Genomic DNA, 15,713 nt, shown 5'->3' with positions numbered 1-15,713 from the left:
AGGCTCGCCTCGTTCCATGGGAGATCGCCTGATGCTGCTGGTCGGTATGCTCGACAGTCCTTATGTGCGCCGCGCCGCCATTGTCGGCACGCTGCTCGACGTCGCCTTCGAGCATCGCTCGGTGTCGGTGTTCCGGCACATGGATGCGTTCCGCGCGATCAACCCGCTGATCAAGGCGCCGAGCCTGGTCACCGAGGGCGGCGTGGTCATCAGCGAATCGCTGCTGATCATCCAGCATTTCGAGGATGTCGCCGGCCGCTCGCTCAGGCCGGTCGAGCCCGTCTCGCGCGAGCGCGACCTGTCGCTGACCGGGATCGGCATCGTCGCGGCCGACAAGGCCGTCGCGATCGAATATGAGCGCAAGCGGCCGGAGGCGCAGCGCTACGCGCCCTGGCAGGAGCGCATCGTCACGCAGCTCCACACCGCGCTCGACCTGCTCGACGCGGCCGCGCGCGACGGCGCGCTGACGGCGGGACCGGAGCTTCTGCCCAGCGACATCACCGCCGCCATCGCCTGGGGCTTCTGCCGCTTCGTGATCCCGGACTTCGCGCCGGAGGAGCGCTGGCCCCATCTCGCGAAGCAGGCCGCCGCCTGCGAGGCGCTGGACGTCTTCAAGGCCTGGCCGATCGACAGGGAGTGAGGGCGCGGCGTCACTCTCGGGCGACCGCAGGGCGACCCGAGAGTCTCGGACAGAAGGAGGCTCCGGGACAAGCGCGTCCGGAGATGCTCGGGCCAAGCCCGAGCATGACGGCGAAACGGCGCTCAGTTCTGTACGAAATTCGTCGGCAGCGGGCGCACGGCCGGGCCGGTGAAGGCGCCGGGCTTGGCGTCGATCGGGTCGCCATGGCTGAAGCCGAGCGCCGCGGCAGGGCTTGGACCGGCGATCGGGGCGGCGGAGGGCGCCGCCGCGCGTGCACGCGCCGTCGCCACCGCGACCGGCTTGCCGGTGTTGCGGGCCGGGCGGACGACCGTGGCGAACAGCGAATCGAGACCCGAGCGGTCCATGCCGACCGGCTCTTCGGGATCGGCGGCGACCGGTACCGAGCGCTCCGTCGCAGTCACGTAGCTGACGCCGCCTTCGCGCGGGCGGACCGGCGGCAGGCTCGCGGTCACGAGCCTGCCCTCGATGGCGGGAGAGGCGGCGTTTCCGCCATCGGCCGGGCGCAGGGCGGCGAGCGCCGCATCGGCGAGGCCGGTCGGCCGGATCGGCGGCAAAGGCGCATTGGCCGGCGTCCCGGCGACGACGAGGCTCTCCGGGGCGGCCATCGCGCCCGGGCGGCGCGGCGGCAGCGAGGCGAGGACGAGCTTCTGCTCGGCGCCCGGGCCGGTCTGGGCGAAGGCGAGCGGGCCGGCGGCGCCGGGAAGCGATGCGACCTGCACCGCCGGCTCGTCAGGCGGTGCGCTCAACCCGCGCGGTCGGGCGAGCGGCAAGGGCGCGTCGATCAGTTGCGGACGATTCTGGGGGGTGGGCTGCGGCGGCGGGGCCGCTGCGGCGATCGCCGCAGGAGCGGGCTCAGGCTGTGTCGGGGCGGCCTGCACCGGGGCCTGCTGCGGCGCGATGCGCTGCGAGCGTTCGCGCGTGAGCGCCTGCGCGGCCGGATTGGGCGCGGCGGCGACGGCGAAGCGGCCGCCATCGGCGGCATTGCTGTCGACATAGCCGGTATTGGCATAGGCCATGACGGCCGGCTGCTGGCGCGTGCCGCGGCGGCCACGCGCGGCGGGCCGGGCATCGGCCTCCTCGTCGTCGCCGCCGAAGAGCGAGGCCCACAGGCTCTTGCCGCCGGAGGACTGGACGGCGCCCTCATCGGCATCGGCCACCGCATAGCCGCCGACCGAGCCGCCGCCCGACAGGATCTCGGCCCTGGCAAGCTCGTAGCCGGCGAGGGGCTGGCCGTCGGCCGGGATATGCACGGTCTTCTGGTCCGGGAAGAGCCGCACGAGCTGGTCGCGCGTCATGCGCGGCCAGGAGCGCACCGAGCCGACATCGAGATGGACGAAGGGGGTGTGGGCGTTCGGATAGAAGCCGACGCCGCCGCGCTGCAGCCGCATGCCGATCTCGCGGATGCGGGCCGTCGGCACGTCGGGCAGATAGAAGTCCATCGCCTTGCCGAGCATGTGCTGGCTGTGCTTGGCGACGGCGCGCGAGCGGCGGCGCAGCATGGCGTTGGTGTTGGGCGAGCGATAGGCGGAGACGACGTGGAAGGGCTGCTCGGAACCGAGCTGGCGCTGGACCTCCCAGACGACGTCGAACAGGCGCGGATCCATCCGGATCGGCTCGTCGCTGCGCCAGTCGCGCAGGGCCCAGTTCAGCTTCTCGAGCGCGGAGGAAACGTAGCGACCATCCTGCTTGAAGGTGACGGTCGTCTCCTCCTTGGTATGCATGTGCAGGATGGTGATGGTACGCGTGTCACCGTTGGCGACGGCATTCTGCGTGCCGCGAATGCCGAGCAGGGATGCGGCGACTGCGAGGCAGACCATCGCGACGCGGCGGCGCGCTGGCTTCGAGCCGAAGCGCAACCAACCTGGAATCGTGGCGTCTGTCCTGCCCAATCTGTCTGACCCGTCTCGGTGCCCCCGCCGAAGCGGTATGGTGAACGTGAACGAACAGTTGCGGAGAAGCGTTAACGACCCGTTAGCAAGCCGCCCAGCGCCGCGCCAGGAATTTCTGGGAACGTTTGGCTAAAGACGGATCGTGGCGAAAAGGTGCCCAACCGGCGGCCGGGCCCCAATTCGGCCGGATTCTCCACAAACGGGAGTCGGTTCGATGATCTGCGCCCCTGTCCGAGCGGCCGCGGCGCGGCTGCTCGGGACGGGTCCGAGAGATCCGGCGAGCCGTCAGCCCTGCTGCTCCAGCGCCTGCCGCACGAGACGGTGGAAGCCGTAGACGTCGTCGAAGCGGGTGATATGGCCGTCCGCGCCGATGACGATGGTGTTGTAGACGAGGTGGATCGGCAGCGGCTGCGGCAGGTTGATGCGGCGCTCGCCCTTGCCGATCAGCTTCTTCAGGCGCTCGCTCGTCCATTCCGGCCCGAGCACCTGGTCGGCCAGCGCGAAGGGGTCGTCGACGCGCACGCAGCCATGGCTGAGGGCACGCCGCTCGCCGGCGAAGAGCCGGCGGTTCGGCGTGTCGTGCAGATAGACCGCATGCTCGTTCGGGAACATGAATTTGATCCAGCCGAGCGCGTTGCGCTCGCCGGGCGGCTGGCGCACCGAGATGCCGCCGCCCTTGGTGCGGGTGACGACATAGCCGCGCTTGGCCGCATAGTCCGGATCGGCCGCCAGCCCCGGCAGGAACTCCTTCTTCAGGATCGAGGGCGGCACGTACCAGGACGGGTTGACGATGACGTGGTCCATCTTGTGCGAGAAGATCGGCGTCGCCGAATCCGGCTTGCCGATGATCGCGCGGGCCTCGTGGATCACCTGTCCGTCGCGGATGACGCGCACGCGCATCTCCGGCACGTTGACCATGATGTGCTTGGCGCCGAGATCCGGCGGCAGCCAGCGCCAGCGCTCCATCTGGGCGACAATGTCCTCCTCGCCCCTTGCCGTCGCGGGCTTGCCGAGTGCGGCGAGGGTGCGCTCGCTGAGGATGCCGTTGGCGGGCAGGCCGGCTTTCTTCTGGAAGTCGGCCAGGGCCAGCGAGGTCGAGCGGTCGAAGACCGAATCGTCGCTGGAGCCGAGGCCGAGGCGGGCGCGCACCAGCGGCACGCGCTCGTCGCGCATGCCGAGCTTGAGCGGCGGCCCGGCCGGGATGCGCACTAGCGGCGTGTCGTCGAGATGCTCGCGCAGTTCGGCGAGCTTGGCCTTGAGGCGGCGATATTGCTCGTGCGGCGGGTTGTAGGCGGCGAGCACCGCGCCGGCATCGGGAGCGCCGGCGAGCTCGGAGAGCACCTCCGTCGCCGAGGGCAGGTAGAGCGTCGGCGTGATCAGCTTGGAGAGGCGGCGCGGATCGAGGCGGCCGCCGCGCGCGTCGCGGGCATAGAGCACGGCGAGCGCCGAGAGCCGCACATCGGCCTCGGCGAGCTTGGCCTTGTCGCTCAGCTCGAAGACCGGAAGGGCGTAGTCGGTCGGGCGCAGGCCGTCATCGGCGGCGTGCTCGAGCTGGGCGACGATGCGCTTGCCGGCGGCGGTCCAGCCCTTGGCGTCGATCCAGAACGGCTTGTTCTCGTTCGCCTGATAGGCGGCGAGGATCTCGCCGCGCTCGCGCTCGCCGAGGCGGCGGACCGCGACGCCGTCATTGGCGCGCGCCGCGATATCGGCGGCGAAGGCGAGGCCCGGCGGCACGTCGACCACCACCTTCGGCATCTCGGGCGGCGGAACCAGTGACGGGATGGCTTCGAGTGGCCCGGCGGCCGGGGCGGCTGCGGGCGGCGCCACCGTCACCGAGGCCGTCACGGGCTTGTCCGGAGCCGGCAGGGCCGGGGCGGCCTGGACGGGCGCGGTCTCGGCGGGAGCAGGGGCGGGCGCCGGCTCGGAGGATTTCGAGGCCGGCACGAGCGCCGGGTCCAGCGCCGGCACCTCGACTTGCGGAATGTCGAGCGTGACCGGCTCGGTTTCCGTCTCGACGGGGGCCGTGGCATCGACCGAGGCGGCACCGCGCAAGGTTGCGCCGCTCTTCACGGTTCCGGTGACGATGTCGCTGTCGGAGGGGCGGTCCGTCGCCGTCTGGCCGGCAGGGGCCGGCTTCTCGGTGTCAAGCAGCTTGAGCTGGGGCGTCTCGGGCAGGGGCACGCCGGTCGCCGGATCGGTGGCGAGGGGGGCTTGGGCCGGAGGCGTTTGGGCAAGCACCGGAGCGCAGCTCAGCATGATGGCCAGGGCGGATGCCGAGGTCAGATTCGCCCAGTGGCGACGAGGCATAGTCGCTATCCCGATGAATGCCGGATCACGCCCATTCCTGCGTGACTCGGTTTGCTTCCACAAGATGCGGCGGCGCAACAGGCCGCCACTTTGATTCGTCGCGGCTCAGGCCGCGTCGGTTTCCTCAGGATGGCCGTCGCTCTCGATCAGCCCGTAATCCTTGAGCTTTCGGTAGAGCGTCGAGCGGCCGATGCCGAGCTTGCGCGAGACCTCGGACATGTGCCCGCGGTAATGCGCCAGCGCGAAAGTGATGATGTCGCGCTCGAGATCGTCGAGCTTGCGCATGTCGGAGCCGGAGACGAGCTCGAGCGAGTTCGGGTCGCGCACCGGCATGTGGATGATGCGGGGAGCGGCTTCGGCCTGCGCATCGGCCGGGCCGAGCTGGGCCGGCGCCGGCGGGATGCGGACGTCGTAACCATCCATCTGCGCCGCGATCTGCGGGAACTCGGCGACGCCGAGCTCGCCGCCATCGGCCAGGACGACGGCGCGGAACATGGCGTTCTCGAGCTGGCGGACATTGCCCGCCCAGTCATAGCTCGCGATCAGGGTCATCGCCTCGCTGGAGATGCCGCTGAGCTTCTTGCCCTCCTCGGCGGCGAAGCGGGCGAGGAAGCCGCGGGCAAGGTCGGGAATGTCCTCGCGGCGCTGGCGCAGCGGCGGCAGCGTGATCGGGAAGACGTTGAGGCGGTAGTAGAGATCCTCGCGGAACTCGCCGCGCTTCACCTGATCGAGCAGGCTCTTGTTGGTGGCGGAGATGACGCGGATGTCGACCCTGACCGACTTCTTGCCGCCGACGGGGTCGACCTCGCTCTCCTGGATGGCGCGCAGCAGCTTGACCTGGGCGTCGAGCGGCAATTCGCCGACCTCGTCGAGGAACAGCGTGCCGCCATTGGCCTCGACGAATTTGCCGAGATGGCGCTCGGTGGCACCGGTGAAGGCGCCCTTCTCATGGCCGAAGAGGATGGATTCGACGAGATTGTGCGGGATCGCCCCGCAATTGACCGTGACGAAGGGCTTGCCCTTGCGGTCGCTGGAGCCCTGGATGGCGCGGGCCAGCACCTCCTTGCCGACGCCGGATTCGCCCTCGATCAGGATCGGGATGTTCGATTTCGCCGCCCGTTCGGCCAGGCGCACGACGCGGGCCATGTCGGGGCTCTTGGTCGCGAGGTCGCGGAAGCCCAGCGTGTTGGAGGCGCGGCGCTTGATATGGCGCAATTCGTGTTCGAGGGCGCCGAGCTTCAGCGCGTTCTTGAGCGAAACCTGGAGGCGCTCGGCGCCGACGGGCTTGACCACGAAATCGACGGCGCCGGCGCGCATGGCCGTGACCACGGTCTCGATCGAGCCGTTCGCCGTCTGCACGATGACGGGCTTGTCGATCTCGCGTTCGCGCAGCGTGGCGAGCACGCCCATGCCGTCGAGGCCGGGCATGTTGAGGTCGAGCACGATCGCGTCGATCGCGTCGCCATCCGGGCCGGCGATCAGCGCGACGGCCGCCTCGCCATTCTCCGCAACCAGGACGCCGTAGCCGAAACGCTTGAGCATCGCGTCGAGCAGGCGGCGCTGGACGGGATCGTCGTCGACGACGAGAACGGTGGCGGTCATGACACCTCGAAAGACGGCGCAACAGGACGGAAAGGCTCGGCTCCGAAAGGAATCGCCTGTTCCGTTCTGGGGCATCGTCGGCCAGAAGAGTTAAGCGGAGTTTAAGCGCGCCGGCCGGGCCCGTCATCAGCGCTGCGGCAGAACGCCCGAGATTGATCCCCGGCCCCATGCTGGCCTAAGTGGGGGCATACCCGATGCCGCGAGACGGAGAGAGCATGTTCTTCCAGACGATGCGAGGCGAGACGGTTCACGGCCAGGCGGCGGCGCATGGCGGCGGCGTCGCCTCCGACAAAGCGCTCGGCGACCTGCCGGAATGGAACCTGGACGATCTCTATCCCGGGATCGATTCCGCCGCCTTCCGGACCGATCTCGACCGCGCCTTCACGCAGGCGCAGGCGCTGGCGGCGGGCTATCGCGGCAAGCTCGCGGAGCTGGCGGGGCAGCCCGATGGCAGCGCCCTGCTGGCCGAGGCGGTCAAGGCCTATGAAAGCCTGAGCGACCTGCTCGGGCGGATCGGCGCCTATGCGGGCCTGGTCTATTCCGGCGACACCACCGATCCGCAGCGCGCCAAATTCTATGGCGACACGCAGGACAGGCTGAACGCCGCCGTCACCGAATTGCTGTTCTTCGAGCTCGAGCTCAACCGGATCGAGCCGGACTTGCTGGCCAAGGTCGCCGGCGAGGCGCCGCTCTCGCATTGGAAGCCCTGGCTCGACGATCTCTCCAAGGACAAGCCGCACCAGCTCGACGACCGGCTGGAGGCGTTGTTCCACGAGAAGTCGATGACGGGCGCGGCCGCCTGGAACCGCCTCTTCGACGAGACCATTGCCTCGCTGCGTTTCGACGTCGATGGCGAGGAGCTGACGCTGGAGCTCACGCTCAACAAATTGCAGGACGCCGATGGCGAGGCGCGCCGCAAGGCGGCGGAGGCGCTGAGCAAGGTCTTCCGCAAGGAGCTGCGCACCTTCGCGCTGATCACCAACACGCTGGCCAAGGACAAGGAAATCTCCGACCGCTGGCGCAAATTCGAGGATGTCGCGGATTCCCGCCATCTGGCGAACAGGGTCGAGCGCGAGGTCGTGGACGCTCTCGTTTCAGCGGTGCGCGAGGCCTATCCGCGGCTGTCGCACCGCTATTATCGCCTGAAGGCCAAATGGTTCGGCCGCGACGCGCTCGATTTCTGGGACCGCAACGCGCCGCTTCCGGAAATCGAGCAGCGCAGCATCCCCTGGACCGAGGCGCGCGACACCGTGCTTTCGGCCTATGGCGCCTTCTCGCCGAAGATGGCGGATATCGCCCGGCGCTTCTTCGACGAGCGCTGGATCGACGCGCCGCCGCGTCCCGGCAAGGCACCCGGCGCCTTCGCGCATCCCACCGTGCCGTCGGCGCACCCCTATGTGCTGCTGAACTACCAGGGCAAGCCGCGCGACGTGATGACGCTGGCGCATGAGTTGGGCCATGGCGTGCATCAGGTGCTGGCGGCACCCAACGGCGCCCTGATGGCGCCGACGCCATTGACGCTGGCGGAGACGGCGAGCGTCTTCGGCGAGATGCTGACCTTCCGGCGCCTGCTCGACACGACCAGCGACCCGAAGCAGCGCAAGGCGATGCTGGCGGCGAAGGTCGAGGACATGATCAACACGGTCGTGCGCCAGATCGCCTTCTACACCTTCGAGCGCAGGGTCCATGAGGCGCGTCGGCAAGGCGAGCTCACGGCCGAGGCGCTGTGCGATCTCTGGATGGGCGTTCAGGCGGAAAGTCTTGGGCCGGCGATCCGGCTGTCGAGCGGCTACGAGCCGTTCTGGTGCTACGTCCCGCACTTCATCCATTCGCCCTTCTACGTCTACGCCTATGCCTTCGGCGATTGCCTGGTGAACTCGCTCTACGGCGTCTACCAGAGCGCGGCGGAGGGCTTCCAGGACCGCTATTTCGCCCTGCTCGCGGCCGGCGGCAGCAAGCCCTATGGCGAATTGCTCAAGCCTTTCGGGCTCGATGCGAAGGATCCGGGCTTCTGGCAGATCGGGCTCAAGATGATCGAGGGGATGATCATCGAGCTGGAGGGGATGGAGTGAGGCTTGCCGTCATGGTCGGGCTTGCCCCGACCATCTCGGAAACCAGTGCCTTCTCGTCCTGAGATTCTCGGGTCTCCGCTACGCTTCGCCCGAGAGTGACGCCGCGGCGACTAGAACTGCACCCTCAAGCCCACCTGCGAGACATTCGCGGTGTAGTCCGATCCCACCGCCGTCGAGTTCAGCCGCTCATGGGTGAAGCTCGCGCGGATCGCGAAGGTGCGGGTCAGCTTGTATTCGATCCGCGCGCCGACATTCAGGTAGTCCTCGCGCAGGCCCTGGCCCTCATATTCCGTGCGGCTGAAATTGGTGAAGCCGGTGAGCGTGAGGTTGCGGCGCAGCGCGTGGGCGATCTCCAGCGTCGCGCGCCGCATCGTCGTGCCCGACGAGCCGGCGATGGTGGTGTCGCCGAGCTGGGCGGTGCCGCGCAGCGTCACCGTGGTCAGCGGGGTCGGCGACCAGAGGATCGAGGCGTCGCCGACGAAGCCGCGCAGGTCCTTCAGCCTGTTATCCTCGTAGCGTCGGTTCTGGTAGCCGCCCGAGACCTCGCCCTTGAGCTGCTGGCTGAACTCGAAGGTCGAGCCGATGCTGCCGGTGATGCCGTCGGAGGAGCGCATATAGCCGCTCGAATCGGTCTTCTCGTCGAAATCGCGCCGGTCGATCTCGGCCTGGACATAGGGCTTGAAGCCGGGCGTGACCTCATAGGCCGCGCGTAGGCGCAGGCCGTAATCGGTCATGTTGCGGTCCTTCTGGGAGAGGATCGCACCGCTCGTCAGCCTGGCATCCTCGAAGTCGCTGCGGTCGGCCGAGCCGCGCAAGGTGAGCTGCAGGCGGTTGAAGTCCTGCGTCACGCCGGCCGAGCCGCCATATTGCCAGACCTGCGGGCGGCCCTGGACATTGGCGTTCAGGTCCGGCGAGCCGGGGCGCTGGGTGTCGAGCTTGAGGCGCGATTCGAGGAGGATGTGGGTGTCGCGCGTGGCGTCGAGCCTGAGGTCGAGATTGCCCTCGGCATCGGGGCGCGAGGCGTTCCGGTCACTGAAGTAATCCATGTAGCCGGCGCGCAGCTTGCCCTTGAGCTCATGCACGTTCCAGTCGGACTGCACCTCCACTTCCGCGTCGTAGCGCTGGAAGACCGAGCCCTTGGTGCCGGGCGTGGCGCTGCGCTGCGGGTTGGTGTCGTAGCCGGTCGAGCCGGTGATCGCCGGCTTCAGCGTGACCGCGCCCAGCCGCAGGCCGAGCGGCGCCCAGGGATCGTCATCGGTGCTCGCGCGGCGCCGGCGCGGGGGAGGCGGCAAGGCCGCTTCCGGCGCGGGCAAGACCGCGACAGGCGGTTGCGGCGGGCGGAACTGGCGCTGCGTGGTGCCGCGCAGGGCCGGCGGCTGCAGCGGTCGGCTGGCACGCGGCGGCTGGCGCCCGGAGATGGCGGAAGGCTGGCCCTGGACGAGGGAGGCCGGATCGCGGATCGCCTGCGGATCGGGGGTGGCGGGCGTGAGCGGCTGTTCCGGCGGCGCGGGAGGCTGCGCGACATAAGCCGGCGTTCCCGTCCTGAGCCCGGCGCGCGGCGCCTGCTGCGCGCCCGCCGGCAGGCAGCCGAGCGCCAGGGCCGCCAGCGCGGAGCCGGACAGAAGCAGGATCTTGGCGCGGCCTGACACGGGCTTCGCGGGGCTCCAGGGCAGCAACAGGTGACAGCAATGGCTGGCGCGCCCGGCAGAGGGCGCATGGTTAACGCAGTTAGAACGAACAGGGTTAAGGAGCCGTCAACGCGCCGGCCACGATCGCCGCGGCGGTGGAAATCCCGCATCGCCCCGTGCTAGAGCGCGCGCCATGACCGAAAACATCCGCGCCTCGGCGCTCCGCACCATCGCCACGGAACGGGCCGGGCTCGACACGCTCCATGCCGCCCTCGCCGACGGGCTCGGGCAGCCCTTCACCGAGGCCGTCGCGATGATCCTGGCCGCGAGCGGCCGCGTGATCGTCTCCGGCATGGGCAAGTCCGGCCATGTCGGGCGCAAGCTCGCCGCGACCCTGGCCTCGACCGGCACGCCCGCCCATTTCGTCCACCCGGCCGAGGCGAGTCATGGCGATCTCGGCATGGTCAGGCCGGAGGATGTGGTGATCGCGCTGTCCTGGTCGGGCGAGACGGCGGAGCTTGCCGCGCTCGTCGGCTATACCCGCCGCTTCCGCGTCGGGCTGATCGCCTTCACCGCGAATCCCGAGAGCACGCTCGGCAAGGAGGCGGATGTCGCGCTGATCCTGCCCAAGGCGACCGAGGCCTGCCCCAACGGGCTCGCGCCGACCACCTCGACCACCATGCAGATCGCACTCGGCGATGCGCTGGCGGTGGCGCTGCTGGAGGCGCGCGGCTTCTCGCGGCAGGATTTCTTCGTCTACCACCCCGGCGGCAAGCTCGGCGCGCAGCTCAAGACGGTCGAGAGCATCATGCATCGCGGCGCGGAGCTGTCGCTCGTGGGGCTCGATACCTTGCTGCCCGATGTCATCGCGATGATATCAGCCAAGGGCTTCGGCTGTGCGATCGTGATGGATATCGATGGCAAGCTTGCGGGCGTGGTCACCGATGGTGATCTGCGCCGCAAGGCGACGATGGCAGGTGGTGCCGCGCTCAGGGCGCGCGATATCATGACGCTGAATCCCCGTCGCATCGGCCCGGATGCGCTCGCCGTCGAAGCGTTGGAGCTGGTCAATCGCAGCCGGATCACCGCGCTGATCGTCGTGGACGAACAGGAGCGGCCGGTCGGGCTCGTCCATGTCCACGACCTGCTGGCGATGGGCGTCGCCTGAGCCGCGACGTCGTTCCGGGGCCGGGATGCCCTTGTCAGCGGCGCGCGGCCATCTATCTAAAGCTCCAGAAACTATAGCTTTGGAGGTTGCGATGGCTGCGACGGCACGACTCGAACGCGTGATGCCCATCGGCGCGCTGGCGGAGCGCACCGGCGTCAAGGTCGAGACCATCCGCTATTACGAGCAGGTCGGGCTTTTGCCGCCGCCGGAGCGTTCCGAGGGCAACCAGCGCCGTTATGGCCGGCGTCATGCCGAGCGGCTCGCCTTCATCAAGCATGCGCGCGATCTCGGCTTCGCGGTGGACAATATTCGCACGCTGCTCAGGCTCTCCGACACGCCCGGCATGGCCTGCGACGAGGCGCATGCGATCTCCGCCGGTCATCTCGAAGAGGTGCGCGACAAGATCGCCAGGCTGCGCTCGCTGGAAAAGGAGCTGGAGCGGATCGCGACCACCTGCTCGGGCGGCGTCGCCGCCTGCGATTGCGCCATCATCGAGGCGCTGGCCGATCACGGCCAATGCGATCACGCCCGCCATTGAGGCGGTCTGGCGATGTGAAGCTTCAGCCGGCCAGAACAGCGGCCGTCATCCCGGATCGGCGCGGCTTTGCCGCTTGTCGGGGATGACCGTGCGTTTTCATCGGGTGGAGCTCGATGTCGATTGCCTCTCGTTTCCGCGCCGGAAAGCCTTAAATAGGAACTGTGCCGGACGGCCTCGTCGTCCAGTTTTCGGGTTGGCAAGAGGGCGGGCGATGCCGGTATTGCGTTTGTCGGCGGGCTTCCGGCCCGGCGAGGGGAACAAACCCCGATTCTCCGGGAGTCAGCGATTCGGGCTTGCTTCGTTCCGGAGTCGTTCTTGCCGGAGTTCTTCCTGCCGGAGTCGTTCCGACGAGACCCGTTCCTGATTTCAGTTCACGCACCCGCCCGGACGGCTGAGGCTCGCGTCGAGCTGGTGTCGCCCGGATGGACGAGATGATCGGCCCTTCGCCTTGCAGCTCTTTCGTTCGTTGCCTCCCGCCGCCCGCGCCAACAGCGTCACCGCGGTGCTCGGACCCACCAATACCGGCAAGACCCATCTCGCCATCGAGCGCATGGTCGCCCATCCCACCGGGATGATCGGCCTGCCGCTGCGCCTGCTGGCGCGCGAGGTCTATCAACGGGTCGTCGACAAGGTCGGGCCGGAGGCCGTCGCCCTCGTCACCGGCGAGGAGAAGATCAAGCCGGAGCGGCCGCGCTTCTGGGTCTGCACCGTCGAGGCGATGCCGCGCGATCTCGCCGTCGATTTCGTCGCGATCGACGAGATCCAGCTCGCCGCCGATCTCGACCGCGGCCATGTCTTCACCGACAGGCTCCTGAACCGGCGCGGCCGGGCCGAGACGATGCTGATCGGTGCCGGGACGATGCGTCCGCTGATCGAGCAGCTCATGCCGGGCGTCAATGTCGTCACGCGCCCACGCCTGTCGCAGCTCACCTTCGCCGGCGACCGCAAGATCACCCGTCTGCCGCCGCGCTCGGCGATCGTCGCCTTCTCGGTGGAGGAGGTCTACGCCATCGCCGAATTGATCCGCCGGCAGAAGGGCGGGGCGGCGGTCGTGCTGGGGGCGTTGTCACCGCGTACGCGCAATGCCCAGGTCGAGATCTACCAGTCCGGCGATGTCGATTATCTCGTCGCCACCGACGCGATCGGCATGGGGCTCAATCTCGACGTCAACCACATCGCCTTCGCGGCGGACAAGAAATTCGACGGCCATCATTTCCGCAAGCTCAACCCGGCCGAGTTCGGCCAGATCGCCGGCCGGGCCGGGCGGCATCTGCGCGACGGCACCTTCGGCACCAGCGGGCGCTGCCCGCCCTTCGACGCTGAGCTGGTGGATGCGATCGAGAATCACCGCTTCGAGCCGATCCGCCAGATGCAGTGGCGCAATTCCGATCTCGACCTGCGCTCGGTCGGCGGCCTCCTAGACACGCTGAACATCCAGCCTTCCGAGCAGGGGCTGACGCGGGCGCTGATCGCCGAGGACATGACGACGCTGGAAATCCTGGCCAGGGACCCCGACATCGCGCCGCTGGCGCATGGCCGGGCTGCGGTGGAGCGGCTCTGGGAGGTCTGCGGCCTGCCCGATTACCGCAAGATCTCGCCGATGCAGCATGCCGATCTGGCGACGACGCTTTATCTCAGGCTGATGCGCCATGGCCGGCTCGATGCCGACTGGTATGCGGCGCAACTCGGCTCGCTCGACCGCACCGATGGCGAGATCGACACGCTCTCCGCCCGCATCGCGCAGGTCCGGACCTGGACCTATGTCGCCAACCGGCCCGACTGGTTACCTGATCCTGAGCATTGGCAGGGCATGGCGCGTCTTGTAGAGGACAAGCTGTCGGATGCTCTGCATGAGCGTCTGGCCCACCGATTTGTCGATCGGCGCACCAGTGTCCTGATGCGCCGCTTGCGGGAGAATGCGATGTTGGAGGCTGAGGTCACTGCGACGGGCGACGTGCTCGTCGAGGGCCAGCATGTGGGAATGCTGCAGGGCTTCCGCTTCACGGCGGACCCGAAGGCGGGCGGGTCGGAGGTCAAGGCTCTGAACCTCGCGGCCATGAAGGCGCTCGGTTCCGAGATCGAGGCCCGGGCCGCGCGCGTCGTGCTGGCGGGCGACGACGCCTTCCTGCTCTCGCATGACGGGCTCGTGCGCTGGACGGGCGAGCCTGTGGCGCGCCTCGTCGCCGGCGAGAAGGTGCTGGAGCCGCGGCTTCGCCTGCTGGTCGAGGAGCATCTCAACGGGGCTGCGCGCGAGCAGGTCGAGGCGCGCCTCACGCTCTGGCTGAAGAATCACGTCACCCGCCTGCTCGGCGCGATCCAGATCCTGGAGGCGGCCGAGAACGTCGCTGGCATCGCTCGCGGCATCGCCTACCAGACGGCCGAGGCGCTCGGCGTGCTCGAGCGTTCGAAGGTCGGCGAGGAGATGAAGGCGCTCGATCAGGAGGGCCGGGCGGCGCTGCGCCAGCTCGGCATCCGCTTCGGGGCCTTCCACATCTACATGCCCGCCCTGCTGAAGCCGGCGCCGCGTGCGCTCGCCGCCCAGCTCTGGGCGCTGAAGCATGGCGGACCGGAGACGGCGGGGCTCGACGACATCGCCCATCTCGCGGCGTCCGGCCGCACCTCCTTCCCGGTCGACAAGGCCGTGCCGAAGGGGCTCTACCGGGCGGCGGGCTATCGCGTCTGCGGCGAGCGGGCGGTGCGCGTCGACATTCTGGAACGCCTCGCGGACCTGATCCGCCCGGCGATCGCCTATCGTCCCGGCGCCACGCAGGGCACGCCGCCGGCCGGCAGCGCCGATCAGGACGGCTTCGTCGTCACCGGCGCGATGACCTCGCTCGTCGGCTGCGCCGGCGAGGATTTCGCCTCGATCCTGCGCTCGCTCGGCTATGTCTCGGTGAAGCGTCCGGGCCCCGCGATCACCGTGCCGCTGGCGCCGCCGCCGGCCGCCACCGAGCCGGCCAAGCCGGTCGAGGCGAAGGCGAGCGACGAGACGGCCGATGACGCTGCCGGCGAGACGCCGGTCGGGGCCGCTGCCGACGAGGCCGTGCCGGCCGATGGCGCGGTGTCGGCGGACGCTTCCGAGGAAGCCGCTGCCGTCGTCGAACCGGCCGAGGCCCTGAACGAGGGTGCGCTGGCGGAGGGCGAGACGCGTGTCTCCGAAGCGCCCGCCGTCGAGACGGCGGATACGCCTATCCTCACCGAAACCGAGCTCGACGCGGTGCGCGAGCCCGTGCCGGCCGATGCGCTCTCGGCCCTGCCTGCCGCGCCGTCGGCTGAGGTTGCGGATGCAGCCGCGGAGGCCGAAACCGCTGCCGAAGCCGCGCCGGCCGAGCCCGAGCTCATCGAGATCTGGCGGCCGCATCGCCACCAGGGTGGGCGCCGGCCCGAGCATGCTCAGCGCGGCCGGCAGGACGGCCCGCGCCGCGAGGGCGAGCGCCGTGGCGGTGACCGTCCGCAGCGCGAGGGGCGCCCCGGCGGCCCGCGTCGCGACGGGCGGCCCGAGAATCGTCCGGCTGCCGCGGCAGTGGGCGAGGGTGCCGCTCAGCGCCAGGAACGTCCGAACCAGGATCAGCGCCCCCGCCGTGACGAGCGTCCGCGCTCCGATGAGCGTCCGCGTCGCGAGGATCAGCCGCGGCAGGGTCGCCCCGAGGGCGGTCGCGGCCCGCGCCCCGACTTCAAGCGCGACGGTCGCCCCGGCGGCCCGCGCCGCGAGGAGCGTGGGGGAGAGCGCTTCCAGCAGCCGCAGCGCCCGCGCCCGGCCAATCGCGAGCCCGATCCCGATTCGCCCTTCGCCAAGCTGGCCGCGCTCAAGGCGCAGCTCGAAGGCAGCAAGACCTAGGACCCGGGGA

The 15,713-nt window shown here is 69.5% G+C and carries 9 protein-coding genes; 5 read left to right on the top strand and 4 right to left on the bottom strand.

Features of this window, described 5'->3' with window-relative positions:
* Window positions 1-31 precede the first annotated feature (31 nt).
* A complete protein-coding gene (locus AB6806_RS18525) occupies window positions 32-640 on the top strand; it encodes a glutathione S-transferase family protein (RefSeq protein WP_370955110.1) in 609 nt (202 codons plus the stop codon).
* A 122-nt stretch (window positions 641-762) separates the two neighbouring features.
* Here AB6806_RS18525 and AB6806_RS18520 read toward each other — a convergent pair whose 3' ends face one another.
* The 3 genes from AB6806_RS18520 to AB6806_RS18510 form a co-directional block, all read right to left on the bottom strand.
* The gene (locus AB6806_RS18520; RefSeq protein ID WP_370955109.1) at window positions 763-2,517 is read right to left on the bottom strand and encodes a peptidoglycan L,D-endopeptidase MepK; all 1,755 of its coding nucleotides are present in this window, start codon (window positions 2,515-2,517) and stop codon (window positions 763-765) included.
* 318 nt (window positions 2,518-2,835) lie between these two features.
* On the bottom strand, window positions 2,836-4,857 hold the full coding sequence (locus AB6806_RS18515; protein WP_142023045.1) for a L,D-transpeptidase family protein: 2,022 nt from the start codon (window positions 4,855-4,857) through the stop codon (window positions 2,836-2,838).
* 105 nt (window positions 4,858-4,962) lie between these two features.
* Window positions 4,963-6,459, bottom strand: a complete 1,497-nt coding sequence (locus tag AB6806_RS18510) for a sigma-54-dependent transcriptional regulator (RefSeq protein ID WP_038363032.1) — start codon at window positions 6,457-6,459, stop codon at window positions 4,963-4,965.
* Window positions 6,460-6,674: 215 nt separating this feature from the next.
* Here AB6806_RS18510 and AB6806_RS18505 point away from each other — a divergent pair, with 215 nt between their 5' ends.
* The gene (locus AB6806_RS18505) at window positions 6,675-8,531 is read left to right on the top strand and encodes a M3 family oligoendopeptidase (protein WP_142023046.1); all 1,857 of its coding nucleotides are present in this window, start codon (window positions 6,675-6,677) and stop codon (window positions 8,529-8,531) included.
* Window positions 8,532-8,641: 110 nt separating this feature from the next.
* On the opposite strand, the gene AB6806_RS18500 is transcribed toward AB6806_RS18505, so the two are convergent.
* A complete protein-coding gene (locus tag AB6806_RS18500) occupies window positions 8,642-10,180 on the bottom strand; it encodes an outer membrane beta-barrel protein (RefSeq protein WP_185748037.1) in 1,539 nt (512 codons plus the stop codon).
* Window positions 10,181-10,352: 172 nt separating this feature from the next.
* Between AB6806_RS18500 and AB6806_RS18495 the strand changes: the two genes are divergently transcribed.
* The 3 genes from AB6806_RS18495 to AB6806_RS18485 all read left to right on the top strand — a co-directional run bounded on the left by AB6806_RS18495 (window position 10,353) and on the right by AB6806_RS18485 (window position 15,703).
* Window positions 10,353-11,327, top strand: coding sequence for a KpsF/GutQ family sugar-phosphate isomerase (locus AB6806_RS18495; RefSeq protein ID WP_142023048.1), 975 nt, complete (start codon window positions 10,353-10,355; stop codon window positions 11,325-11,327).
* 91 nt (window positions 11,328-11,418) lie between these two features.
* Entirely contained in the window at window positions 11,419-11,865 is a 447-nt protein-coding gene (locus tag AB6806_RS18490; RefSeq protein ID WP_197062748.1) for a MerR family transcriptional regulator, read from the top strand.
* Window positions 11,866-12,313: 448 nt separating this feature from the next.
* Window positions 12,314-15,703, top strand: coding sequence for a helicase-related protein (locus AB6806_RS18485; protein ID WP_370955108.1), 3,390 nt, complete (start codon window positions 12,314-12,316; stop codon window positions 15,701-15,703).
* Window positions 15,704-15,713: the final 10 nt, after the last annotated feature.

The sequence above is a fragment of the Allobosea sp. RCC_152_1 genome (assembly GCF_041360765.1).
Classification (GTDB): domain Bacteria; phylum Pseudomonadota; class Alphaproteobacteria; order Rhizobiales; family Beijerinckiaceae; genus Allobosea; species Allobosea spartocytisi.
Note: the sequence above shows the minus strand (reverse complement) of the source record. Positions and strands in the feature narration are given on the sequence as shown.